Origin of the sequence: Streptomyces sp. 2323.1 (assembly GCF_900221035.1) — a bacterium.
GTDB classification, from domain to species: Bacteria; Actinomycetota; Actinomycetes; order Streptomycetales; family Streptomycetaceae; genus Streptomyces; species Streptomyces sioyaensis.
Map to the genome: position 1 here is coordinate 4,552,054 of NZ_LT907981.1, position 23,730 is coordinate 4,575,783.

The 23,730-nt window shown below is 72.5% G+C and carries 18 protein-coding genes; 13 read left to right on the top strand and 5 right to left on the bottom strand.

The genetic code is table 11. The annotated features are described in order from the left end of the window. Nucleotides 1–205: 205 nt before the first annotated feature. Nucleotides 206–538: a WhiB family transcriptional regulator gene (locus tag CPH93_RS19625; RefSeq protein WP_006604929.1), complete on the bottom strand. Its 333-nt coding sequence runs from the start codon at nt 536–538 to the stop codon at nt 206–208. Between the two features lie 380 nt (nt 539–918). Between CPH93_RS19625 and CPH93_RS19630 the strand changes: the two genes are divergently transcribed. The 4 genes from CPH93_RS19630 (at nt 919) to CPH93_RS19645 (ending at nt 5,255) form a co-directional block, all read left to right on the top strand. After that, nucleotides 919–1,530 (top strand): response regulator transcription factor, encoded by a 612-nt coding sequence (locus CPH93_RS19630; protein WP_003948568.1) that lies wholly within the window; start codon nt 919–921, stop codon nt 1,528–1,530. Between the two features lie 276 nt (nt 1,531–1,806). Beyond that, a complete protein-coding gene (locus CPH93_RS19635; protein WP_040899000.1) occupies nt 1,807–2,382 on the top strand; it encodes a sigma-70 family RNA polymerase sigma factor in 576 nt (191 codons plus the stop codon). Nucleotides 2,383–2,521: 139 nt separating this feature from the next. Further along, nucleotides 2,522–4,024, top strand: a complete 1,503-nt coding sequence (gene guaB, locus CPH93_RS19640) for an IMP dehydrogenase (RefSeq protein ID WP_093483773.1) — start codon at nt 2,522–2,524, stop codon at nt 4,022–4,024. A 115-nt stretch (nt 4,025–4,139) separates the two neighbouring features. Further along, nucleotides 4,140–5,255, top strand: coding sequence for a GuaB3 family IMP dehydrogenase-related protein (locus CPH93_RS19645; protein ID WP_096213564.1), 1,116 nt, complete (start codon nt 4,140–4,142; stop codon nt 5,253–5,255). Nucleotides 5,256–5,788: 533 nt separating this feature from the next. Here CPH93_RS19645 and CPH93_RS19650 read toward each other — a convergent pair. Continuing rightward, nucleotides 5,789–7,036: a nucleotide sugar dehydrogenase gene (locus CPH93_RS19650; RefSeq protein WP_096213565.1), complete on the bottom strand. Its 1,248-nt coding sequence runs from the start codon at nt 7,034–7,036 to the stop codon at nt 5,789–5,791. 217 nt (nt 7,037–7,253) lie between these two features. Here CPH93_RS19650 and CPH93_RS19655 point away from each other — a divergent pair, with 217 nt between their 5' ends. After that, nucleotides 7,254–8,960, top strand: coding sequence for a glycerol-3-phosphate dehydrogenase/oxidase (locus CPH93_RS19655; RefSeq protein WP_093483771.1), 1,707 nt, complete (start codon nt 7,254–7,256; stop codon nt 8,958–8,960). An 18-nt stretch (nt 8,961–8,978) separates the two neighbouring features. Here the strand turns inward: CPH93_RS19655 and CPH93_RS19660 are convergent, their stop codons facing one another. After that, nucleotides 8,979–10,322 carry a serine hydrolase domain-containing protein gene (locus CPH93_RS19660; protein WP_096213566.1) on the bottom strand — a complete coding sequence of 448 codons (1,344 nt, stop codon included), beginning with the start codon at nt 10,320–10,322 and terminating at the stop codon, nt 8,979–8,981. Nucleotides 10,323–10,511: 189 nt separating this feature from the next. Between CPH93_RS19660 and CPH93_RS19665 the strand changes: the two genes are divergently transcribed. Together CPH93_RS19665 and CPH93_RS19670 are read left to right on the top strand one after the other, a co-directional pair. Beyond that, a complete protein-coding gene (locus CPH93_RS19665) occupies nt 10,512–12,656 on the top strand; it encodes a serine/threonine-protein kinase (RefSeq protein WP_173909843.1) in 2,145 nt (714 codons plus the stop codon). Between the two features lie 206 nt (nt 12,657–12,862). Next, nucleotides 12,863–15,229 carry a protein kinase gene (locus CPH93_RS19670; RefSeq protein ID WP_096215509.1) on the top strand — a complete coding sequence of 789 codons (2,367 nt, stop codon included), beginning with the start codon at nt 12,863–12,865 and terminating at the stop codon, nt 15,227–15,229. A 67-nt stretch (nt 15,230–15,296) separates the two neighbouring features. Here CPH93_RS19670 and CPH93_RS19675 read toward each other — a convergent pair whose 3' ends face one another. After that, nucleotides 15,297–16,826 (bottom strand): class I adenylate-forming enzyme family protein, encoded by a 1,530-nt coding sequence (locus CPH93_RS19675; protein ID WP_096213567.1) that lies wholly within the window; start codon nt 16,824–16,826, stop codon nt 15,297–15,299. Between the two features lie 158 nt (nt 16,827–16,984). Between CPH93_RS19675 and CPH93_RS35840 the strand changes: the two genes are divergently transcribed. The 4 genes from CPH93_RS35840 (at nt 16,985) to CPH93_RS19690 (ending at nt 20,301) form a co-directional block, all read left to right on the top strand. Continuing rightward, nucleotides 16,985–17,161, top strand: coding sequence for a hypothetical protein (locus CPH93_RS35840; protein WP_159395030.1), 177 nt, complete (start codon nt 16,985–16,987; stop codon nt 17,159–17,161). 7 nt (nt 17,162–17,168) lie between these two features. After that, entirely contained in the window at nt 17,169–18,350 is a 1,182-nt protein-coding gene (locus tag CPH93_RS19680) for an acyl-CoA dehydrogenase family protein (RefSeq protein ID WP_096213568.1), read from the top strand. Between the two features lie 8 nt (nt 18,351–18,358). Continuing rightward, nucleotides 18,359–19,345 carry an acyl-CoA dehydrogenase family protein gene (locus CPH93_RS19685; protein WP_096213569.1) on the top strand — a complete coding sequence of 329 codons (987 nt, stop codon included), beginning with the start codon at nt 18,359–18,361 and terminating at the stop codon, nt 19,343–19,345. Nucleotides 19,346–19,815: 470 nt separating this feature from the next. Further along, nucleotides 19,816–20,301 carry an ATP-binding protein gene (locus tag CPH93_RS19690; protein WP_040899005.1) on the top strand — a complete coding sequence of 162 codons (486 nt, stop codon included), beginning with the start codon at nt 19,816–19,818 and terminating at the stop codon, nt 20,299–20,301. 190 nt (nt 20,302–20,491) lie between these two features. Here the strand turns inward: CPH93_RS19690 and CPH93_RS19695 are convergent, their stop codons facing one another. Next, nucleotides 20,492–21,418 (bottom strand): cyclase family protein, encoded by a 927-nt coding sequence (locus CPH93_RS19695; RefSeq protein WP_096213570.1) that lies wholly within the window; start codon nt 21,416–21,418, stop codon nt 20,492–20,494. Between the two features lie 107 nt (nt 21,419–21,525). On the opposite strand from CPH93_RS19695, the gene CPH93_RS19700 reads away from it, so the two are divergent. Together CPH93_RS19700 and CPH93_RS19705 are read left to right on the top strand one after the other, a co-directional pair. Next, nucleotides 21,526–22,434: an SDR family oxidoreductase gene (locus CPH93_RS19700; RefSeq protein ID WP_096213571.1), complete on the top strand. Its 909-nt coding sequence runs from the start codon at nt 21,526–21,528 to the stop codon at nt 22,432–22,434. A 102-nt stretch (nt 22,435–22,536) separates the two neighbouring features. After that, nucleotides 22,537–23,727 carry an acyl-CoA dehydrogenase family protein gene (locus CPH93_RS19705; protein ID WP_096215510.1) on the top strand — a complete coding sequence of 397 codons (1,191 nt, stop codon included), beginning with the start codon at nt 22,537–22,539 and terminating at the stop codon, nt 23,725–23,727. Nucleotides 23,728–23,730 lie beyond the last annotated feature (3 nt).

Below are 23,730 nucleotides of genomic sequence, written 5' to 3' on the forward strand. Positions count from 1 at the left end.
GCCCGGCTCCGCCAGGTCACTCGGCCACCCGCCCCGCCCGGCTCCGCCAGGTCACCCGGCCACCCTCACCCCGCCGGCCCGCACGGCTCCGCCAAGGCACCCGGCTATCCCCGCCCCGTCGCTCACCGCAGCCCTCATCCACCCGAGCCCGCGGCCGCACGGCTCGTGCAGGAACGTTTCTTCAGGAGCGATCCGCTCCCATGGGTCAGGCGCCGGAGCCGCCCGCATGACCGGTCATGGAGGACGCGGGGATCAGCCGGTGGCGCGCCCGGCCCATGAGCTCCTCGCGTTCGTCCTCCGTCAGACCGCCCCAGACCCCGTAGGGCTCGCGGACGGCCAGTGCATGCGCCGCGCACTCGGCCCGTACCGGGCAGCGCATACACACCTCCTTCGCCGATGTCTCACGCGCGCTGCGGGCCGCTCCGCGCTCGCCCTCCGGGTGGAAGAAGAGGGAGCTGTCCACGCCACGACAGGCGGCCAGCAGCTGCCAGTCCCACAGATCGGCGTTCGGGCCCGGGAGGCGGGAGAAATCTGCCATTGCGTGTCCCCTCGAAGCGATGCTGATGCGGGCTCGGTGCTCACGACGGTACATCTACTGTCGAAGTAGATGTAAATATGACTCATTGCGAATCTAGTCATAGTCACCATCAAAATGGAAGAAAGAGAGCCAAATAGGGCATAGGGTGCACGCGCGGATGCCGGTCGCCCGTTGAGTCGTCTGCGTATCCGGCTCCTCACGGAGCGTGCTGAACTCGGTCGCCGAAGCCGTAACTCTTTCGAGTGACCGTCGTTGAGTGTGCGGAGGCGATTGGCAGAGGTAGCCGTAGGGCAGGTGTCCGAGGCCGTCAATCGCAACAGGTGACGATACGTACCAGCCTGGAGGCTCAAGGTGACGCGCATCAGCTGCGGAGGGCGGTCATGACATCCGTCCTCGTCTGCGACGACTCCCCGCTTGCCCGAGAGGCGCTCCGTCGGGCGGTTGCGACCGTACCCGGCGTCGAGCGTGTGACGACCGCGGCCAACGGCGAGGAAGTCCTCCGCCGCTGGGGCGCCGATCGCTCGGATCTTATTTTGATGGACGTACGGATGCCCGGTCTCGGCGGTGTCGAGACCGTGCGCCGGCTGCTGTCCGCCGATCCCGGCGCCCGGATCATCATGCTCACGGTGGCCGAGGACCTGGACGGTGTCGCGCTCGCGGTCGCCGCCGGTGCCCGCGGCTATCTGCACAAGGACGCCTCGCGCGCCGAACTGCGGGCGACGGTGACCCAGGCGCTGGCCGACCCGACGTGGCGGCTCGCCCCACGGCGGCTGCGGTCCGCCGAGATGGGTGCCGCACCGACGCTCACCGCGCGGGAGATCCAGGTGCTGGAGGGCATGAGTCACGGCCGCTCCAACGCCGAGATCGGCCGTGAGCTGTTCCTGTCCGAGGACACGGTCAAGACCCATGCCCGGCGCCTCTTCAAGAAACTCGGCGCCTCGGACCGCGCGCATGCGGTGGCCCTGGGCTTCCGCTGGGGACTGGTCCGCTAAGGCATTGTGACGTGCAGCGATGCGGGGGAGTGAGGATCCCCGCCCGCCCTGTGGCGGGCGGGGTGGCAGGGTGCCCCGCCCGCCGCCGCGTCCGCCGGCGGTCCGATTCGCCGCGCGGTGCCGCATCCTTGAGGTATGGAGTTCCTCGGGGACGGGTCGGTCGGGCACGAGGGGAGGGCGCACATGACAGCCGGCGCACCTGCCGCTCATAACGCTTCAGCGCACAAGTACGGACCTGATGCCGCGGATCGTGCGGCGCCAAGGCACCATGGTCCGATGCGTGAGGACGGGAAGCAGGAAATCGGCGATCTCGTCGCTCGCGCAGTCGAGGGTGACCAGCGGGCCACCCACGATCTGCTGGCCCATGTGCATCCCCTCGCCCTGCGCTACTGCCGTACCCGGCTGTCGCGGCTGCCGGGTGATGCCCGGCACTTCGTCGAGGATCTGGCACAGGAAGTGTGTGTCGCGGTGCTCTGTGCGCTGCCGCGCTACCGCGACACCGGCAAGCCCTTCGAGGCGTTCGTCTTCGCCATCGCCGGCCACAAGGTCGCCGATCTGCAGCGGGCGGCGATGCGGCATCCGGGCAGCACGGCCGTGCCGTCCGACGAGATGCCCGAGCAGCCGGACGACTCCCTCGGCCCGGAGGAGCGGGCGCTGCTGAGCAGCGACGCGGAGTGGGCCAAAAAGCTGCTGGCGAACCTTCCGGAGAACCAGCGCGAGCTGGTCCTGCTGCGGGTCGCCGTCGGGCTGACCGCCGAGGAGACCGGCCAGATGCTGGGGATGTCGCCCGGCGCCGTACGGGTCGCCCAGCACCGTGCGCTGAGCAGGCTGCGGGCGCTCGCCGAGCAGTAGCAGATTCCCGGCCTCCACGGCGGCTTTCCGCCGTAGAAATACACAAGTGACGAGGCCCTCACCGCTCGTGGATTGGGACACTTCCTTAGGCCGTTAGCATGGGAGTCCGCGCTGAGGCAAGAGCATTGGGGAAGGTGTCATGAGTGACAACGTCGACGGTATGCCCGCCAAATTCGCCATGCTCGGGCTGACATACGACGACGTGCTGCTGCTGCCGGGTGCGTCGGAGGTGCTGCCGAACGCGGTGAGCACCGCGTCCCGGGTCTCGCGCAATGTCACGGTGAACATCCCGCTGCTGTCGGCGGCGATGGACAAGGTGACCGAGGCGCGGATGGCCATCGCCATGGCGCGGCAGGGCGGCGCGGGCGTACTGCACCGCAATCTGTCCATCGAGGACCAGGCCAACCAGGTCGACCTGGTCAAGCGCTCCGAGTCCGGCATGGTCACCGACCCGATCACGGTCCGCCCGGACGCCGCGCTCGCCGAGGCCGATGCGCTGTGCGCCAAGTTCCGGATCAGCGGGGTGCCGGTCACCGACGCCGCGGGCAAGCTGCTGGGCATCGTCACCAACCGCGACATGGCCTTCGAGATGGACCGCAGCCGTCAGGTCCGCGAGGTCATGACACCGATGCCGCTGGTCACCGGCAAGGTCGGCATCTCCGGCGAGGACGCCATCGAGCTGCTGCGCCGCCACAAGATCGAGAAGCTGCCGCTGGTCGACGACGCGGGCGTGCTCAAGGGCTTGATCACGGTCAAGGACTTCGTCAAGGCCGAGAAGTACCCGAACGCCGCCAAGGATGCCGAGGGCCGGCTGGTCGTCGGTGCCGCGGTGGGCGTCGGCGGCGAGGCGTACGAGCGGGCGCAGGCGCTGGTCGAGGCCGGTGCCGACTTCCTCGTCATCGACAGCGCGCACGGCCACAGCCGCGGCATCCTCGACATGATCGCCAAGGTCAAGTCCAACATCAACGTCGATGTCGTCGGCGGCAACGTCGCCACCCGCGACGGCGCCCAGGCGCTGATCGACGCGGGCGCCGACGGCATCAAGGTCGGTGTCGGCCCCGGCTCCATCTGCACCACCCGGGTCGTCGCCGGCGTCGGCGTCCCGCAGGTCACCGCGATCTACGAGGCGGCGCAGGCCGCACACGCCGCGGGCGTGCCGCTGATCGGTGACGGCGGTCTGCAGTTCTCCGGCGACATCGCCAAGGCCATCGCGGCCGGTGCGGACACGGTCATGCTGGGCTCGCTGCTGGCCGGCTGCGAGGAGTCGCCGGGCGAGATGGTCTTCATCAACGGCAAGCAGTTCAAGTCGTACCGCGGAATGGGCTCGCTGGGCGCGATGCAGTCCCGCGGCCAGGGCCGCTCCTTCTCCAAGGACCGCTACTTCCAGGACAACGTGCTGTCCGAGGACAAGCTGGTCCCCGAGGGCATCGAGGGCCAGGTGCCCTACCGCGGTCCGCTCTCCTCGGTCGCCCACCAGCTCGTCGGCGGCCTGCGGGCCTCCATGGGCTACGTCGGCTCCGCCGACATCCCCGAGCTCAAGGAGAAGGGCCACTTCGTGCGCATCACCTCCGCGGGGCTCAAGGAGAGCCACCCGCACGACATCCAGATGACCACCGAGGCTCCGAACTACACTCGGCGCTGACCTGCGCGTACGGCATCGCCCGCACGCGTGCACAAGCCCGTGGCCGCTCCCCGGCCGCGGGCTTCGGTGTGTCGGGGATACTGGTACGGCAGACGTAGAGGGAAAGGCCACACACGTGACTGAGATCGAGATCGGGCGCGGCAAGCGCGGCCGCCGGGCATACGCATTCGACGACATCGCCGTCGTACCGAGTCGCCGCACCCGCGACCCGAAGGAGGTCTCGATCGCCTGGCAGATCGACGCCTACCGCTTCGAGCTGCCTTTCCTGGCCGCTCCCATGGACTCCGTGGTCTCGCCGCAGACCGCGATCCGCATCGGTGAGCTGGGCGGCCTGGGCGTCCTCAACCTCGAAGGTCTCTGGACCCGGTACGAGGACCCGGAGCCGCTGCTCGCCGAGATCGCGGAGCTGGACGGGGCCACGGCCACCAAGCGGCTCCAGGAGATCTACGCCGCGCCGATCAAGGAAGAGCTGATCGGGCAGCGCATCAAGGAGGTGCGGGACGCGGGCGTCGTCACCGCCGCCGCGCTCTCCCCGCAGCGCACGGCGCAGTTCTCCAAGGCCGTCGTGGACGCCGGCGTCGACATCTTCGTCATCCGCGGCACGACCGTCTCCGCCGAGCACGTCTCCTCCGCGGCCGAGCCGCTGAACCTCAAGCAGTTCATCTACGAGCTGGACGTCCCGGTCATCGTCGGCGGCTGCGCCACGTACACCGCGGCGCTGCACCTGATGCGGACCGGCGCGGCCGGTGTGCTGGTCGGCTTCGGCGGCGGCGCCGCGCACACCACCCGTAACGTCCTGGGCATCCAGGTCCCGATGGCGACCGCGGTCGCCGACGTCGCGGCCGCCCGCCGCGACTACATGGACGAGTCCGGCGGCCGCTACGTCCACGTCATCGCCGACGGCGGTGTGGGCTGGTCCGGCGACCTCCCCAAGGCGATCGCCTGCGGCGCCGACGCCGTGATGATGGGCTCCCCGCTGGCCCGCGCCACCGACGCACCCGGCCGCGGCCACCACTGGGGCATGGAAGCGGTGCACGAGGACGTGCCGCGCGGCAAGCGGATGGACCTCGGTGCGGTCGGCACGACGGAGGAGGTGCTGTTGGGGCCGTCTACCGTCCCCGATGGCTCGATGAACTTCTTCGGTGCGTTGCGCCGGGCGATGGCGACGACTGGATATTCGGAGCTCAAGGAATTCCAGCGGGTTGAGGTCACGGTCGCGCCGCGGCGGTGAGGTTTTCCCACGTTGCCGGGTTTCCCGCCGTGTTTGTTCCCTGAGTTGTTGCCCGCCTTCGGCGGGAGCGGGGGTGGTTGTGGGGTGGGGCCCCGGTTGCTGTGTGGTGGGTGGCGGGGGCAGGGGCTCCGGGGTGTGTTGTCGGACTGCTTCGCTTTACGTCCGACAACACACCCCTCCGCCCCTGCCCCCTCCCGTAGTTGTGGGGCCTCACCCCGGTGGGGGGTGCAGAAGAAAGACAAAAGCCAGAGGCTCGGCCGGAGTACGACGCGGCCGGGCTTCTGGTCTTTGACAGATTCCCCACCGGGCGGGGGTCGCCAACCGAGCGAGAGGTGGTGGGCCGGAGGGGGTGGGTGTTCGGACGTAAAGCGAAGCAGTCCGAACACCCACCCCCGGAGGCCCACCACCGCCACCCACCACACACACCCAGCGGCCCCCGCCCAACCCCCCACCCCGCCGAAGGCGAAACAACAGACGAGGCACGGCGCCGCAGCCGAAAACGTACGGCGATGCCCGGCGCTAAAGCCAATGCGCTAAAGACGATGCGCTGCGCCCGCCGGAGTGGCCCCCCTCGTATCCAGCAGCAGCTGGGCCTTGACCGACAGCCCCTGAAGGTCATACGTGCGATGCGCCTGGAGCAAAATCGTCAGGTCCGCGGCGGCCGCCGCTTCGTAGAGGGAGTCGGCGCGGGGGACGGGGCGGTCCAGGACGTTCCACTGGGGGACGTAGGGGTCGTGGTACGTGAGGTGCGCGCCCAGTTCCCGCAGGCGGGAGGCGATCTCGCGGGCCGGGGAGCCGGTCTGGTCGGCGATGTCCGGCTTGTAGGTGACGCCGAGCAGCAGGACCCGGGCGCCGCGGGCGGATTTGCCGTGGTGGTTGAGGAGGGTGGCGCAGCGCTGGATGACGTAGCGGGGCATCCGGCCGTTGACCTCCTGGGCCAGTTCCACCATGCGGAGCGGGTGGCCCGGTGAACGGCCGTTGTAGGCAAGGTAGTTGGGATCGATGGGGGCGGCGTGGCCGCCGACGCCGGGGCCGGGGCGGAAGGACTGGAAGCCGAACGGTTTGGTCTCGGCGCAGCGGATGACGTCCCACAGGTCGACGCCGATGTCATGGCAGAAGACCGCCATCTCGTTCATCAGCGCGATGTTGATGTGGCGATAGTTGGTCTCCAGCAGCTTGGCGGTCTCGGCCTCGCGGGGGCCGCGGGCGCGGACGACCTTGTCGGTGAGGCGGCTGTAGAAGGCGGCGGCCGCCTCCGTGCAGGCGGGGGTGAGGCCGCCGATGACCTTGGGGGTGTTGGCGTGGTGGTGGGTGCGGTTGCCGGGGTCGTGGCGGCCGGGGGAGCAGGCGAGGTGGAAGTCGCGCCCGGCGGTGAGGCCGGAGCCCTCCTCCAGGAGGGGACGCAGGAATTCTTCGGTGGTGCCGGGGTACGCGGTGGATTCGAGGATCACCGTGGTGTGCGGGCGCAGCTGTGCGGCCAGGGTGCGGGCGGCGTCGGCGATGCGGCCCAGGTCCAGGGTGTGGTCCTCGCCGAGGGGGGTGGGCGCACAGATGACGGCGGTGCGGACCCGGCCGAGGGTGGTGGGGTCGGTGGTGGTGCGGAAGCCGGCCGAGAGCAGGCGGCGGAGTTCGGTGGCGGACAGCGGCCCGTCGGCGCCCGAGAGGGCGGCGGTGTGCGGGTCGGGGTCGTAGCCGAGGGTGCTGATGCCGGCGGTGGTGGCGGCCTGGGCGAGGGGGAGGCCGAGGTGACCGAGTCCGATGACGGCGAGATCTGCGGGCATGCTGCGGCCGTCCTTCCCGAGCGACTGCGAATGACGTGTGCGCATGACGTATGCGGATGGCGCATAAGTAGACTAAGCGGATATTTGACCCAGAATAGGGATTGGTGGATCAAGGCGGCGGGGTGTTGCCGTCATGAGTGGAGGGTGGATACCGGAACGCAGCGCGGACAGAATCGACGGACGGCGGGTGTGGCCCCGAGCACAGCGGGAGGCAGCGGTGCAGACAGCGATACTGGGACCGGCGCAGCGGGCCGAGGCGCTCGCCCGAATGGCGGAACGGGAGCTGGACGTTCTGGTGGTCGGCGGGGGAGTCGTCGGCGCGGGGACCGCGCTGGACGCGGCGACCCGCGGGCTGGCCACCGGACTCGTCGAGGCGCGGGACTGGGCCTCGGGCACGTCCAGCAGGTCGAGCAAGCTCATCCACGGCGGTCTGCGGTATCTGGAAATGCTGGACTTCGCGCTGGTCAGAGAGGCATTGAAGGAACGGGGGCTGCTGCTGGAGCGGCTGGCGCCGCATCTGGTCAAACCGGTGCCGTTTCTCTACCCGTTGCAGCACAAGGGCTGGGAGCGCTGGTACGCGGGCGCGGGTGTGGCGCTGTACGACGCGATGTCGGTCTCGTCGGGGCACGGCCGCGGCCTGCCCGTACACCGGCATCTCTCGCAGAAGCGGGCCCTGCGGGTCGCGCCCTGTCTGAAGAAGGGCGCGCTGGTCGGTGCGCTGCAGTACTACGACGCGCAGATGGACGACGCGCGCTATGTGGCGACGATGGTGCGGACCGCGGCGTCCTACGGTGCGGCGGTCGCCAACCGGGCGCGGGTGGTGGGCTTTCTGCGCGAGGGCGAGCGGGTGGTCGGCGCGCGGGTGGAGGACGTCGAAGGGGGCGGCGAGTACGAGATCCGGGCGCGGCAGATCGTCAACGCCAGCGGGGTGTGGACGGACGACACCCAGGCGCTGATCGGGGAGCGGGGGCAGTTCCACGTCCGGGCGTCGAAGGGGATTCACCTGGTCGTCCCCAAGGACCGGATCCATTCGTCGAGCGGGCTGATCCTGCGGACCGAGAAGAGCGTGCTGTTCGTCATTCCGTGGGGGCGGCACTGGATCGTCGGGACGACGGACACGGACTGGGATCTCGACAAGGCGCATCCGGCGGCCTCCAGCGCGGACATCGACTATCTGCTGGAGCATGTGAATGAGGTGCTGGCGACGCCGCTGACCAGGGATGACGTGGAGGGTGTCTACGCCGGGCTGCGGCCGCTGCTGGCCGGGGAGTCGGACGCGACCAGCAAGTTGTCGCGGGAGCACACCGTTGCGCATCCGGTGCCGGGGCTGGTCGTGGTCGCCGGCGGCAAGTACACGACGTACCGGGTGATGGCCAAAGACGCGGTCGATGAGGCCGTGCACGGGCTCGATCAGCGGGTCGCGGAGTGTGTCACCGAGGACGTGCCGCTGGTCGGTGCCGAGGGGTACCGGGCGCTGTGGAACGCGCGGGCCCGGATCGCGGCGCGCACCGGGCTGCATGTGGCGCGCATCGAGCATCTGTTGAACCGTTACGGGTCGCTGGCCGAGGAGCTGCTGGAGCTGGTGGTGGCCGACCCTTCGCTGGGCGAACCGCTGACGGCCGCGGACGACTATCTGCGGGCCGAGGCGGTTTATGCCTGTACGCACGAGGGCGCCCGGCATCTCGACGACGTCCTGACCCGGCGCACCCGGATCTCCATCGAGACCTTCGACCGGGGCGTCCGCAGCGCCCGTGAGGTGGCCGAGCTGATCGCACCGGCGCTGGGCTGGGACGACGACCAGGTCGAGAAGGAGATCGCGCACTACCACAAGCGGGTCGAGGCGGAGCGTGAATCGCAGCGTCAGCCGGACGATCTGACGGCGGATGCGGCGCGGCTGGGCGCGCCGGACATCGTGCCCCTGTAGGCCGCGGGCGGGATGCCCTTACGGGGCCGGCGGGCCGGGGGCGGGCCGGCCGCCGGTGGGCCGCCGCGCGCAGAACTCCGCCGTCAGGACGGCGGTGCCGTGCGCCGGGTCGGGCAGGGGGGCGGTGTTGATGCGGTAGCTGACGACCTGACGGCCGTCGGCGGTGCCCGCGGTCCGGGTGTACGAGCCGTTGATGTCGCCGTCGTGACCCCAGACCGTGATGCCGCAGGGCAGCGCGGTGGAGTACAGGCCGAGGCCGTAGGTGCCGCCGGTGCCCTTCTCGCTGCGTATCTCGGCCATCTGGCGCGGCGCCAGGAACTTGCCTCCGAGCAGCGCGGAGAAGAAGCGGTTGAGGTCGCCGAGGGTGGTGATCATCTCGCCGGCCGCCCCGGCCCGGCTGGGGTCCAGGGAGGTGGCGTCGACGCGGCGGTGACCGATCCGGGCGTACCCACGGCCGTGCGGCTCGGGCAGGACGGGGTCGGTGCCGGGGAAGGAGGTGTGGCCGAGCCCGGCGGGGACGAGGATGCGGCGGCGGATCTCCGCGTCGTACGGGTGCCCGGTGACCGACTCGATGACCAGGCCGAGGACGAGGTAATTGGTGTTGGAGTAGGCGAAGCGGGTGCCGGGTGCGGCCACCGGCGGATGGTCGAGCGCGGTCCGCAGCAGCTCGCCCGGGGTGTGGCTGTCGTAGCGGTGGGCGCCGAAGCCCGCGCCGCTCAGCTGCCGGGAGAGCCGGGGGTCCGCGGTGTAGTTGAACAAACCACTCGTATGGTCCAGCAGCTGGCGGATCGTCACCCGTCGCAGGTCGCTGCCGTTGTCCTTGCCCCTGGCCGGTACGCCCGGCGGGAGGTGGGCCGCGGCGCTGTCGTGCAGGGTCAGCCTGCCCTCGGCGACGAGTTGCAGGATCACCGTCGCGACCAGGGTTTTGGTGATGGAGCCGGCCCGGAAGTGGTCCTGCGGGCCGATCCGGCGGCCGCTGTGCAGATCGGCCACCCCGGCGGTGGCGAACCGGGTGGCGAAGCCGCCGCCGCCGCGGGTGGTGAGCGAGGCGGCGCCGGGCGCCCCGTCGGCGACCAGACGGTGGAGTGCGGACACCGCTCCGCCGTCGGCCGGGTCGCGCGGTGCGGACACCGTCCCGTCGTCGGCGGGGTGGCGCGGTGCGGGCGCCGTCGTCCCCGCCGTCGGCTGCCGGTGGGCGACCGCCGCAGGTGGGGAGAGGGTTGCGTCGGGCCGGGCGGTGCAGGCCGTCAGGGCCAGCGCGGCCAGCAGGCCCGTGCGGACCGCGGCGCGGCGGCGGCCGGCCGGGCGCGGTGCCGGGCGCAGGCCACCGGCCGCGGTCGGGTACGGCGGGCGCATCGTCATCGGGACTCCCGTTCGTCCGGGCCATCATGACGGGCACCAGGTGTTGTTCGGCACAGACCCGGGCCTTCCGCATGGCTCCGGATGAGGGAGAATGAAGGCTCTGCCAGGGTGGGTTGTCCGAGTTGGGTCAGTTTGGTGATCGATGGGACGTCGAAGCTGCCAACTCGACTGGATTGCAGAGGGGATTCAGTGGGTGACGAGGTCGAGATGGACGGCAAGGAGGGCAGGCTGCTCGCCGGCCGGTACCGGCTCGCCGATGTTCTCGGCCGTGGCGGTATGGGCACCGTATGGCGGGCACGCGACGAGGTCCTGGGCCGTACGGTCGCAGTCAAGGAACTGCGCTTCCCGGGCGGGGTCGAGGAGGACGAGAAGCGTCGTCTGATCACCCGTACGCTCCGCGAGGCCAAGGCGATCGCCCGGATCCGGAACAACGGCGCCGTGACGGTCTACGACGTGGTCGACGAGGACGACCGCCCGTGGATCGTGATGGAGCTGGTAGAGGGCCGCTCGCTGGCCGAGGTCGTCCGGGACGACGGCCCGCTCACCCCGCGCCGCGCCGCCGAGGTGGGCCTGGCCGTGCTCGATGTGCTGCGTGCCGCGCACAGCGAGGGCATCCTGCACCGCGATGTGAAGCCGTCCAACGTCCTGATGTCCGACGACGGCCGGGTCGTGCTGACCGACTTCGGTATCGCCCAGGTCGAGGGCGACCCCTCCGTGACCTCGACCGGCATGCTCGTCGGGGCCCCCTCCTACATCTCCCCCGAGCGCGCCCGCGGCCAGAAGCCGGGCCCGCCGGCCGACATGTGGTCGCTGGGCGGGCTGCTGTACGCCTGTGTCGAGGGCGTGCCGCCGTACGACAAGGGCTCGGCGATCGCCACGCTGACGGCGGTGATGACCGAGCCGGTCGAGCCGCCGAAGAGCGCCGGCATGCTGGAAGAGGTCATCTACGGGCTGCTGGTGAAGGACCCGGTGGGCCGGCTGGACGACGCCGGTGCGCGGGCGCTGCTGCTGGATGTGGTGCACGCCCCCGAGGCCCAGAAGCCCGAGCCCCCGCTGGACGAGACCCGGGCGATGGTGCTGCCGACGGTTCCCAAGGAGCGGGCGGAGGCGAAGCCCAAGGCCGCCCCGAAGCCGGCCCCGAAGGCGCGGCCGGTGCGCAAGCCGAAGGCGAAGCCGGCCGCCGCGCCGGTCACGGAGCCGGCGGCCAAGAGCGAGAGCAGATCCGGCGGCTCCACTACGGACAAGAGCCCGGCCGCCGCCGGCAAGGCCGCTGCGGCGAGCGCCCCGGCGCGGACCGGGCGCGAGCAGAAGGCGGCCGCCCCGACCGCCACGGAAGCCGCCGTCTCCGAGCCGGCGACGGCGGACCGTAAGACCTCGGCCGTCTCCGAAGCGGACCGCGGGGCGGGCGCCCGCCCCGGGTTCGACGTCGAAGCCGCCAAGGAGCGGATGCGCGGCGCCCTGGAGGCCGTGCGCTCCGCGGCCGCCGCCGCGAAGACCCGAGTGGAGGCCCGGCTGGAGGCCCGGCCCGGCGACGGCAACCGCCCGTCCGCCCGCGCGTCGGTGACCGATGTCGTCCCGCGCCGCACGCTGATCATCGTGGCCGTGGTCGTCGCCCTGGCGGTGCTGGGCACGGTGCTGGCCATTGCGCTCAGCGGCAGCGACTCCGCGCAGACGCACGGCAAGGGGGCCGGCAAGCAGGCCAAGGCGTCGTCCGAGGGCCGGGCGAAGCCCAAGGCGGAGTCGGCCGGGAACGGCGGGGACACCACGAAGGAATCAGCCGGGGAGCCCGCCCCGCAGTCGACGGGGGTCACCCCGGCCGGCGACAAGGACGCCGAGGATGCCGGGGACGGCAAGGACGGCAAGGGCGGCAAGGCGGTGCCGGACGGCTTCGCCGAGCAGACCAACGGCGCGTTCCACTTCCGTATGGCGATGCCCAAGGGCTTCAAGCAGACCGGCACCGCGGGCGAGGGCTCCGGCGCCATCTACAGCGCCTCGGGAGGTTTCCCGCGCATCCAGATCGACTACAACGCCAAGCCCGGCTCCGATGCGGCGGCCTCCTGGCGCAGCCTGGAGCCGGCCGTGCGCAGCTCCAGCGAGGACTACCACCTCATCGGCATCAAGTCGGTGAAGTGGCGGGACTACCCGACGGTCGCCGACTGGTCGTTCACCCGCCGGCAGAGCGGGCAGAAGGTCCGGGTCCTCGACCGCGGTTTCCGGGCCGACGACCAGCACGGCTACGCGATCATGATCACCTGCAAGGCGGATGCCTGGTCGGACAAGGCGTGCCAGCAGCTGATCAATACCGCCTTCAAGACCTTCGCGCTGAAGGACTGAGGGACGGTCAGGTGAAGAACGGACGGGGCGCGCGTCGTTGGGCCGAGCGGGCCGCGCGCTCCGGCGCCGGGACGTATCGTGAGACGGCGAGGACCGTACGCATCCGCAATCGGCGGGAATGCGACCGGAAGTGACCGGAGGCGCCGGCGCCGATGGGCGGCTCCGGCGCGCGACGGCAGACACAGTGCGCGCTGCGGGGAGGCGTCGTGGACGAGTACGCGGGACGGGTGCTCGCCGAGAGATACCGCCTGCCGTTGCGGCCCCTCGGCGAGGACGAATTCGCCGAGACCCGGGCCTTTGACACGTTCAGCGGCCAGGAGGTGCTGCTCCGTCAGGTGCCGCTGCCGGAGGTCGTCGACGCGGAGGTCGTGGGGGCCGAGACGGCCGGGCCGGCCGAGGGCGGCTACGGCGGTGGCCGGCCGGGCGGTGTGCGGGCGGCGGGTGCGTCGGCGGCCGACCGCAGTCCCCGGGACCCGGCTACACGGCGCGCGCTGGAGGCCGCGACGACGGCGGCCCAGCTGGCCGACCACCCCCGGCTGGAGCAGGTCTTCGACGTCTTCGTGCAGGACGGCAGCCTGTGGGTGGTCGCGGAACTCCTCACCGCCCGCCCGCTGTCCGCGCTGCTCGCCGAGCGGACGCTGTCCCCGCACCGCGCCGCGGAGATCGCCGCGGATCTGCTGACCGCGCTGCGGGTGCTGCATGCGGACGGCTGGCTGCACCGCAACATCACCGCCCGTACGGTCCTGGTCTGCGACGACGGCCGGGCCATCCTGACCGGCCTGGCGGCGGGCGCGGCCCAGGAGGCGCTGTGCGGAGACCAGGCGCCCGCCGCGGCCGGGACCCCGCGGGCGGCGGCGGCACCGGACGGGGCGGGGGAGTGTGGCACCGTACCGGGGGGCGCGGCGGCGGAGGGTTCCGCGACGGGGGGTTCTGCCACGGGCGGTTCCGCCGTCAAGACCTCGCTGAGCAAGGACGCCCCGGAGGAGCCGCCCGCAGCGGACGGCACCGGCACCGCCACCGCCTTCGGCCGCCCCAGCGCCGGGCTCGCCGCCGAGCGGGCGCGGCAGGCGCGGCTGACGGTGGTCGGCCCGGTCACCGAGCGCTGGGCGCCGGAGCAGGCCGGACCGGTCCATGAGAAGTGGCAGCTGGCGCCGCCGGTCGGTCCGGCCACCGATCTGTGGGCGGTCGGTGCGCTGCTGTACCGGTGTGTGCAGGGGGAGCCGCCGTTCCCGGAGGGCAGCGCCGTCGAACTGGCGCAGCTGGTCTGCTCCCGGCCGCCCGCGGTCGCCGAGGAATGCGGGGCGCTGCGTCCCGTCGTCGAGTCGCTGCTGCGTCAGGATCCCGCCGACCGTCCGGACTTCGAGGAGCTGAGCGGCTGGCTGCGGTCACTGATCCGTACGGCACCGGAGCCGGTGGCCGAGAGCCGCCTGGTGACCCTGCCGGCGCCGGAGCGGGACGCCGATCCGCGACGGCTGCCGATCGTGCGGCGCCGCGGCGAACTCGTGCGGAAGGGGCGTCACAAGAAGACCCGGACGTCCCGGCGGGCCCGGCCGCAGCCGGCACCGGCCGTCGTGGCGGCGTCCGCACCGCCGGCGTCCGCACCGCCTGCGCCCCGCCCGGCTGCCCCGGCCCCGGAGCAGTCCGCCCCGCCCGCGCCCCGCCGGGCCGCGCCGGACCCGGAACAGTCCGTCCCGCTCGCCCCGGCACCCCGTCCGCCCCGCCCCCCGAAGCAGCCCAAGCCGCTGCGTGCGCCCAAGCCGGCCCGGCCCGTCAAGCCGTCCGGGGCGCTGGGCCGGACCGGGACGCCGGGGGGTGAGCCGTACGACCAGGAGCGAGAGAGCTGGAGCGGCCCGGCGGACGCACCGTCGTCGCCGCGGCCGGACCGCGCCCCGCGCCCGCTCGGCCGGCTGCTGCTCGCCGCGGTCCTGCTGCTCCTCGTCGGCGCGGTCGTCTATGCGCTGGCGTTTCTGCCGGACTCCGGCCAGGACTCCAAGGCCGGCGGGCGCGGCGAGCACCGGCCGGGCACCGCGAGTGCGGCTCCCGGCGGCAGCCCGTCCGGCGACGGCGGCGGCGACCGGGGCGGCAGTACCGGCGCGCCGCAGACCACCGCGCCCGCGGGGGTCGCCAAGGGCTTCGAGGTGCGTACCGACCCGGAGGGTTTCCAGGTCGCGGTCCGCAAGGGCTGGCAGCGGCGCGGGGCCAACGACCGGGGCCAGGTGCGGTACGTCGGCGGGGACTACGAGCTGGTGGTGGTGCCCGGCCGGGACACCACGGCGCGCTTCGGCACGGACCCGATGGCGTATCTGCAGAACAAGGAAGCCGAGCTGGCGCCGTACCGCTCCTCGGGCTGGGCCTCGGCCTCCGGCCTCCAGCGGATCGACGTCGGGAAGACGGCGATGGCCGAGGGCACCTTCTCCTGGCGCGACGGCAGCGGTCGCGAGGTGTACGTACGCAACCTCGCGATGATCCACAACGGGCGATACCACCTCGTCCTGGTGATCGGCCCGGACAGCGGACGGCGCGAGGTGGACCAGCTGTACGCGCAGGCGACCAGCGCCTATCGGCCCGGCTAGCGGCTACGGCCCCGGCTGAGGAGCGGCCGTCGCGCGCCGGCGGCCATCGCGCACCGGCGTCCGCCGCTCAGGGGCGGCGGCCCCGCCCGTCCCCGGCGAACCGCTCCCGCAGCTCCTGCTTGAGCACCTTGCGCAGGGTCGCGCCGCGCGGCAGGGCGGCCAGCACCTCCAGCCGTTCGGGGAGCTTGTGCCGGGCCAGGCCCTGGGCAGTGAGGTGCGCAGTGATCCCGTCGAGGGTCAACTCCCTTGATCCCGGGGGCTGTTCGATGACCGCGCAGACCAACTCGTCGTGCCGGTCGTCCGGCAGTCCGATGACCGCGGCGGCGGCCACGTCCGGATGTCGGTGGAGGAGCTCCTCGATCTCCTGGGCGGAGATGTTCTCGCCCTTGCGGATGATGATGTCCTTGAGCCGGCCGGTGACCACGAGATGGCCGGTGGGCGTGAGCCGCCCGGTGTCGCCGGTGGGCAGAAAGCCGTCGGCGGTGAAGGGGTCGGGCTCGTCGAGATAGCCGCGGCAGACGACCGGGCCGCGGAGGGATATCTCGCCGGTGTCCGGGGCGATCCGGATCTCCATCCCGGCGGGTGGCCGGCCGTCGGTGCCCGCGAGGTGCTCGGCGCTGTCGCAGGGATCGCCCATGGTGACCATCGGGGCCTCGGTCAGCGCGTACCCGTGGGCGAGCGCGCAGCCGAGGGCGGCGGTGACCTCGTGGTACAGCGCGGCCGGCAGGGGCGCGCCGCCGCCGGCCAGCAGCCGCAGCGACGGCAGCAGCCGCTGCCCCGGCGGCAGGGCGCGCTGGGCGGCGAGGAAGAGGGCGTAGAAGGCGGTGGAGCCGCCGGCGACGGTGACGCGGTGGCGGCGGTAGGCGGCGAGCGAGCCGGGCAGCGCGAAGTGCTCCAGCAGCACGGCCGGGATGCCGTGCCACAGCAGCATGACGGTGTAGTCGGCGCCCGCGACATGGGCGTACGGAAAGGCCATCGAGCCGATGTCGGAGGGCCGCAGCCGCAGCGCCCCGGCCAGCCATCGGCCGGCCGTGCGCAGGCTGTGGTCGGTGTGCAGCACGCCCCTGGGGCCCGCGGTGGTACCGGAGGTCCAGTAGATCCAGCGCGTCCGGTGCGCGCTGTCGGGCGGCGGGGGCAGGACGGCCGGGTCGCCGTCGGGCAGGGTGTCGCGGGCCTCGATGACGGTGAGCGGGCGGGGCAGGCCGGCGGCCAGGCGGCCGGCCATCGCGCGGTGGTCGAAGCCGCGCCAGACGCCGGGGTGGACGAAGCAGTCGGCGCGGGTGCGGCGCAGTACCTGGCCGGTCTCATGGTCGCGGTAGTGCGGGATGACCGGACTCTGGACGGCGCCGATCCGGGCCAGCGCGAGGCTGAGCAGCACGGTCTCGATCCGGGTCGGCAGTTGCCAGACGACGCGGCTGCCGGGCCGTACGCCGCGGTCGTGGAGGCCGGCGGCGACCCGTTCCGCGCGCCGTTGCAGCCCGCCGAAGGTGATCCGCCGCTCGTGCCGGGCGGCTGCGGCGCCCTGGATGAGGGCGGTGGCGTCCGGAGTGCGGGCGGCGCGCCACACGACCAGGTCCCAGAGGGTGGTGCCGGTCATCTGCCCTCCTGTGGCTGACGGTTCGTCAGATTTCGGAGCGAGAGTAGAGGCCGGCGCCTTGTCGGCCCAGAGGTGCCGGGGCTAGCCTATTTCTGACGGTGCATCAGGTATCTCGGTTCCGGCCGGACACGGGGCGAGGGACGACGAGGGGAAACCCCATGGAGCCACCGCGCAGCATCAGCGTCGACGACCGTGCGGGCGAGCCCGCGTACCGCTTCGGGGCCGGGCACGGGCCACGGCCGCTGGCCTCCGGCATCGGCGAGCCGGCTCGCCCCGGGAGCAGGCCGCCGCGCGGCACCGCGATCCGCATCCCCGCCCCGGATCTCGACCGGTAACCGCCCCATGGACCTCACCTGCACCGAGGAAGAGGACGCCTTCCGGGAACGGCTGCGCCGGTGGCTCGGCGAGGTGCTGCCCACGCTCCCCCCGCAGCCCGCGGCGGACGACTGGCCCGGCCGGCGGGCGTACGACGCGGCCTGGCAGCGGCGGCTGTACGACGCGGGGTACGCGGGCCTGCACTGGCCCGAGGACGCCGGCGGACAGGGCGCCACCCCCACCCAACACCTGATCTTCCTGGAGGAGACGGAGCGTGCCGGGGCCCCCTATGTCGGCGCGAACTTCGTCGGCCTGCTGCACGCCGGGCCGACCATCGCCGCCGAAGGGGCCGCCGAGCAGCGCGCCCGCTGGCTGCCGCCGATCCTGCGCGGCGACGAGATCTGGTGCCAGGGCTTCAGCGAACCGGACGCCGGCTCCGACCTCGCGGCGCTGCGCACCACGGCCGTGCGCGACGGCGACCACTACGTCGTCAGCGGTACCAAGCTGTGGACCTCGCACGCCGAGGTCGCCGACTGGTGCGAACTCCTCGTCCGCACCGACCCGGACGCGCCCCGGCACCGCGGCATCAGCTGGCTGGCGATGCCGATGGACGCCCCGGGGGTGACGGTCCGGCCGCTGCGCACCCTCGCCGGCTCGGCGGAGTTCGCGGAGATGTTCCTCGACGAGGTCCGGGTCCCGGTCGGCCACCGCGTCGGCTCGGAGAACGACGGCTGGCGGGTGACGATGGTGACGCTGTCCTTCGAGCGCGGCACCGCCTTCGTCGGCGAGGTGGTGGCCTGCCGCCGGGTGCTCGGTGCCCTCGCCCGTGCGGCCCGGGCCAACGGCCGCTGGGACGATGCCGTGCTGCGCCGCAGACTGGGCAGGCTGCACGCGGAGTTCGCGGCGCTGTGGCGGCTGACCCAGTGGAATGTGAGCGAGGCCGGCGCCGCCCGTCCGCGCGGCGGCCGGCCGGGTATCGGGGGCGTCCCGGGCACCGGCGGCTCGGTCTTCAAGCTGCGCTATTCGCACGCCCGCCAGGAGCTGTACGACGCGGCCGCGGAGGTGCTGGGCGCCGGTGCGCTGGACGCGGACCACGCGTGGGTGGCCGGCCGGCTGTCGTCCCTCTCGTACACCATCGCGGCCGGCACCTCGCAGATCCAGCAGAACATCGTCGCCGAGCGGATCCTCGGCCTGCCGAAGGGGCGGTGAGCGGGCCGGTGGACTTCCAACTCACCGAGGACCAGCGGGCGTTGCAGGGGGCCACCCGGGAGCTGCTGGCCGGACGGTTCGGCCCGGACCGGCTGCGGGCCGCGGTCGATGACCCGGCGCCGGACCGTGCGCTGTGGCGGGAGCTGGGGGCGGCCGGGTTCTTCGCGCTGCGGCTGCCGGAGGAGGCCGGCGGGGTGGGGCTCGGGCTGCCGGAGGCGGTCCTGGTCTTCGAGGAGGCCGGCCGGGCGCTGCTGCCCGGGCCGCTGGTGGCGTGCCAGCTGCTGGCCGGGGTGGTGGACGGGGTCGCGTCCGGCGAGAAGATCGTCGGGCTGTGCGAGGGCGGGCGGGAGCCGGTGCTGTGGGAACACCCGGACGCCTGCGAGGAGTTGATCTTGGTGGAGGCGGGTCCGGGGCGCCCTGACGGAGCGGGCAGGGGCGCACAGGGGCGCACAGGCGGCGTATACCGGAGTGCAGCGGACCAGGTGTCCTGCGCCCCTTTTGCCTCCGTCGATCCGCTCACCCCGCTCGCCCGCGTCACGGATCTGCCGCGCACCGAGCCCCTCGCCCTGGACGTGCCGCGGCTGCGCCGCGAGGCCGCCTTGCTCACCGCGGCCCAGCAGCTCGGCGGCGCGGCCCGGACGGTCGAGCTGGCGGTCGCCCACGCCCGCCGGCGCGAGCAGTTCGGCGCCCCCATCGGCGCCTTCCAGGCGATCAAGCACCTGTGCGCCCAGATGCTCGTACGGGCGGAAATGGCCCGGTGCGCCGTATATGCGGCATCGGTTACGGACAGTGATCTCGACGTCACGGGGGCGAAGTTGCTCGCCGACGAGGCCGCGGTGCGCAACGCACGGGACTGTGTGCAGGTCCACGGGGGGATGGGCTTCACCTGGGAAGCCGAGGTGCATCTGTATCTCAAGCGGGCCTGGTTGCGGGCGGAGTGCTGGGGCGTCGCCGGCGAGGCGGAAGAACTCCTGGCCGCGGACTTGATCGCCTGACGGTGCGGCCCGGGGTGGTGACGGCGGTGGCGGGAGGGGAAGAAGTCAGACTCTGGCAACCACGGTGCGGAATGTCGGACTCACTACGCAGAAGTGGTCACGGAGGGTCGATATCGGGTTGTGTCCTAGGCGTGACTCGTCACAGGGGGGAGTCGGCCTTCCGCTCGGGTACCCTCCGTTGGGTGCGAGTGGTTCTGTGGCGCAACGAACCCGGTGTCGTCGTGGCGACGGCTCCGGGTGACGGACTGCGCGCCGCTCGCCCAAGGGGCGGGCCCGATCGCCCCCCTTGTTCGACTCCCCGCAAAGTGCGTCGCACAGTATGCAGGACGCATACTCCCTTGCGCTGGAATATGCCCGAAGCGCTTGTTGGGGTGACTGAACGTCAACCATGCTGTGCTTCACCGGGGTCACGCACCGTGACTCCGTGGAGGCGCGAGGCGATGTTTCCGCCGGTTCGGATGGTGTGAGCGGTGCAGGTGCTTCAGGTGCAGTTGGACGTACGACCCGACCCCGCGGAGGTGGGGCGGGCTCGGCGATGGGCCCGGTCGCGGCTCGTGGGCTCGGGTATAGGGGTCGATGAGCCGGTGGCGGAGACGTTGATCCTGTTGATCTCCGAGCTCGTCACCAATGCAGTGGTCCACACCGGCACGTCCGCCGTACTGCGGATGTGCTTCTCCGGGTCCGGGGCCGTGGTGGGGACGGTCCGGGTCGAAGTGGCGGACGCCAGCGCCCGTCCGCCGCGTCAGCGGCACGCCGACGGCGACGACACCAACGGCCGCGGCCTGGAGCTGGTCGACGGCCTGGCCGACCGTTGGGGATGGCAGCAGGAGGCCACCGGCAAGCGGATCTGGTGCGAGGTGGACCGCAGCCAGCCGCTGCTGATGGCGGCAGGGTCCGATCTGGGGACGTTCGAGCCCCGCTGCGCGACGCCGCGTGCCGTGACACATCAGGCGTAACTCCCGCTAGTCGGTACGTAGTCGATATTCTTCGCCAATCGTGGCGAATCAGGCATAACGCAATGAGGTCAGACCGGGTGTTGACGTGGCGCGCCCGGTTGGCCGCTCCGGGGTGGCGTGCTGCGCCGCGAGGGGGCGTCGAGGCCGCCGGGTCACCGGCAGGTGCTGTCGGCGGCCCGGCGCGGCCACGTCAGAGCACCGCCACGGGCGCGACCGGTGCCCCGGTCCCGCCGACGAACGGCTCGGCCGTCGCGGACAGGAAGAACGCGCCGCGCCCCTCCTCCGCGCACACCGCGGACAGCTCCTCCAGATTCCAGTTCTGGCCCTGCAGCATGCCCATCTCGACCAGGTGGAGGGCGTGCACCGGCATCCACAGATCCTCGATCTCCGGCGGGAAGATCTCGAAGGTCAGGGTGTCGTTGGCGACCGCCGCGACATCGCGCGCCCGGAACCACTCCGGGGTGCGCAGCGACAGTCCGGGCGAGGGGAACGCGTACGCCTGGCGGTCGCCGGCCAGGTAGTGCTGTAGCTGCCCGGTCCGTATGAGGACGATGTCGCCGGGCCGGACCGTGGTGTGGGCCAATTCCTCGGCGGCGTCCAGGTCTTCCGGGGTGACGGCGTGGCCGGCGGGCAGCCGGTCGGTGCGGTGGGCGCGGGCCACGTCCAGGAGGACGCCGCGGGAGACGATCGGGGTGGCCCGCTCGATGCCGAGGGCGGTGGCGCCGAGGTGTGCGGTGACGGTGTCGGCGGGGCGGTTGTTGTAGAGCCGCCCGGAGTGCGAGACATGGGCGAGGCCGTCCCAGTGGGTGGCGGACTGCAGGCCCATGGTGACCGCGTCGTCCGAGGTCGCGACCGTGCCGGGGCCGAAGATCTCGTGGTTGACGGCGGTCATGGTGTGCAGCGGGTTGACCCGGCCGGGGATCACGCCGGTCTGGACGCCGTCCTGCCGGAGCGGGAGCGCCAGCGGGATGCGGCGGCCGCTGCGGATGCAGGCGGCGGCCTCCCGTACGACCTGGGTGGTGATCAGGTTGAGGGTGCCGATCTCGTCGTCCGGCCCCCAGCGTCCCCAGTTGTTCACGCGTGCGGCGATGTCGTGGAACTCCTGCGGCAGGGGCATCGGGCCCTCCTCGGGGTGGCCGGGTCCGTTCGGCCCGGGGTCTTGTGTTCGTACCGGGTCTGCTCAAAAATCTAACGGTCCGTCAGAAACTGTGGGAGGGGCTGGACATGGGGAACTTCTTGGCCGGCAAGGTGATCGCCGTCACCGGAGCGGGCCGGGGCATCGGCCGGGCGGTCGCCCTGGCCTGCGCGGCGCAGGGCGCACGGGTCGTCGTCAACGACTACGGGGTCTCCCTTACGGGCGGCGAGCCGAGCAGCGAGGTCGCCGAGTCCGTGGTCAAGGAGATCCAGGCGGCGGGGGGCGAGGCGACCGCGGTCGCCGACGACGTGTCCACCATGGCCGGCGGCCAGCGGATCGTGGACACCGCGCTGGCGCAGTACGGGGCGATCGACGGTGTGGTGTGCGTGGCCGGGATCCTGCGGGAGCGGATGCTGTTCAACATGTCCGAGGAGGAGTGGGACCCGGTGGTCGCCACGCATCTGAAGGGGACGTTCACGCTCTTCCGGGCGGCGTCGGCGGTGATGCGCAGGCAGGGGTCGGGCACCCTGCTGGGCTTCACCAGCGGGAACCACCAGGGATCGGTCTCCCAGGCCAACTACGCCGCCGCGAAGGGCGGGATCATCTCGCTGGTGCGCAGCGCCGCGCTGGGGCTGCACAAGTACGGCGTGACGGCCAATGCGGTGGCGCCGGTCGCGCGGACGCGGATGTCGGCGAACGTGCCGATGGAGCTGACGGAGATCGGTGAGCCGGAGGACGTGGCGGCGCTGGTCGTCTACCTGCTGAGCGAGCGGGCCCGGGAGATCACCGGGCAGGTCTACACGGTGGCCGGACCCAAGATCGCCGTATGGGCGCAGCCGAGGGAGCTCCGCTCCGTATATGCCGACGAGGGCGGGTGGACGCCGGAACGGGTGGCGGAGGCGCTGCCGGGGTCGGTGGGGACGGATCCGATGCCGATGCTCGCGCAGCTGTCCCAGATGGCCGCCGCGGCCGCGGCCAAGGCGCGGCCGCAGCAGTAGGCGGGGCCCAATCGGCAGGGGAGCCCAACCGGCAGGCGGGGCCCGCCCCTCCCGTGAGGCGGCGGTGCGGACGGTCGGTGGGGGCGGGTGTGGGAGGTCGACGTGGACTTCGGTTTCGGGCGTGCGGACGACCGGTTCCGGGCGGAGGCCCGTGACTGGCTCGGGTGTCATCTCGTGGGGCCGTACGCCGAGTGGGCGGGACGCGGCGGCCCCGGCAGCGAGCACGAAGGGGCCACGGTGCGCCGGGCCTGGGAGCGGGAGCTCGGGGCCGGCGGATGGATCGGGCTCGGGTGGGACTGCCCGGCGGGCGCGTACGGGAACCGGCCGGTGAGCCTGACCCGGCAGGTCGTCTGGGCCGAGGAGTATGCGCGGGCCAGGGCGCCGGGGCGGGTGGGACACATCGGGGAGAACCTGCTGGCGCCGACCCTGCTCGCCTACGGGGACGAGGCGCAGCGGCGGCGGTTCCTGCCGGCCATCGCCCGGGGCGAGGAGCTGTGGTGCCAGGGCTACAGCGAGCCGGACGCGGGATCGGACCTGGCGGGGCTGCGGACGGCGGCGGTCCGCGACGGCGCCGGGTACCGCGTCACCGGGCAGAAGATCTGGACCTCGCTGGCCCGGGAGGCCGACTGGTGCTTCGTACTGGCGCGCACGGATCCGGCCGAGCGGCGGCACCGGGGGCTCTCGTTCCTGCTGGTGCCGATGGACCAGCCGGGGCGGATCGAGGTGCGGCCGATCCGGCAGATGTCCGGGACGGCCGAGTTCAACGAGGTGTTCTTCGACGGCGCGGCGGCCGGGCACGTGGTCGGCGGGGAAGGGGCCGGCTGGCGGGTCGCCATGGGGCTGCTGGCGTGTGAGCGGGGGGTCTCCACGCTGGTGCAGCAGATCGGGTTCGCCGCGGAGCTGTCCGAGGTGATCGCCGCCGCGGTCCGGGCCGGGACGCTGCGCGATCCGGTGCTGCGCGATCAACTCCTCACCCAGTGGGCCGAGTTGCGGGTGATGCGGTGGAATGCGCTGCGGACCCTGGGCGCGGCCGGGGACGCCGGTGCGCCGAGTGTGGCCAAGCTGCTGTGGGGCGGCTGGCATCAGCGGCTGGGGGAGCTGGCGATGCGGGTGCGGGGCGCCGCGGCCGCGCTGGGGCCCGTCGACTGGACCGCGCAGGCGCCGTACGAACTGGACGCGTTCCAACGGCTGTTCCTGTTCACCCGGGCCGACACCCTCTACGGCGGCTCGGACGAGATCCAGCGCAACATCATCGCCGAGCGCGTGCTCGGCCTGCCCAGAGTGGAGCGGTGAATG

Excerpts from the sequence above, each read along its gene's own strand:
- CPH93_RS19625 (WP_006604929.1), bottom strand. The coding sequence starts at position 538 with ATGGCAGATTTCTCCCGCCTCCCGGGCCCGAACGCCGATCTGTGGGAC.
- CPH93_RS19630 (WP_003948568.1), top strand. The coding sequence starts at position 919 with ATGACATCCGTCCTCGTCTGCGACGACTCCCCGCTTGCCCGAGAGGCG.
- CPH93_RS19635 (WP_040899000.1), top strand. The coding sequence starts at position 1,807 with ATGCGTGAGGACGGGAAGCAGGAAATCGGCGATCTCGTCGCTCGCGCA.
- guaB (WP_093483773.1), top strand. The coding sequence starts at position 2,522 with ATGAGTGACAACGTCGACGGTATGCCCGCCAAATTCGCCATGCTCGGG.
- CPH93_RS19650 (WP_096213565.1), bottom strand. The coding sequence starts at position 7,036 with ATGCCCGCAGATCTCGCCGTCATCGGACTCGGTCACCTCGGCCTCCCC.
- CPH93_RS19660 (WP_096213566.1), bottom strand. The coding sequence starts at position 10,322 with ATGACGATGCGCCCGCCGTACCCGACCGCGGCCGGTGGCCTGCGCCCG.
- CPH93_RS19675 (WP_096213567.1), bottom strand. The coding sequence starts at position 16,826 with ATGACCGGCACCACCCTCTGGGACCTGGTCGTGTGGCGCGCCGCCCGC.
- CPH93_RS35840 (WP_159395030.1), top strand. The coding sequence starts at position 16,985 with ATGGAGCCACCGCGCAGCATCAGCGTCGACGACCGTGCGGGCGAGCCC.
- CPH93_RS19680 (WP_096213568.1), top strand. The coding sequence starts at position 17,169 with ATGGACCTCACCTGCACCGAGGAAGAGGACGCCTTCCGGGAACGGCTG.
- CPH93_RS19695 (WP_096213570.1), bottom strand. The coding sequence starts at position 21,418 with ATGCCCCTGCCGCAGGAGTTCCACGACATCGCCGCACGCGTGAACAAC.
- CPH93_RS19700 (WP_096213571.1), top strand. The coding sequence starts at position 21,526 with ATGGGGAACTTCTTGGCCGGCAAGGTGATCGCCGTCACCGGAGCGGGC.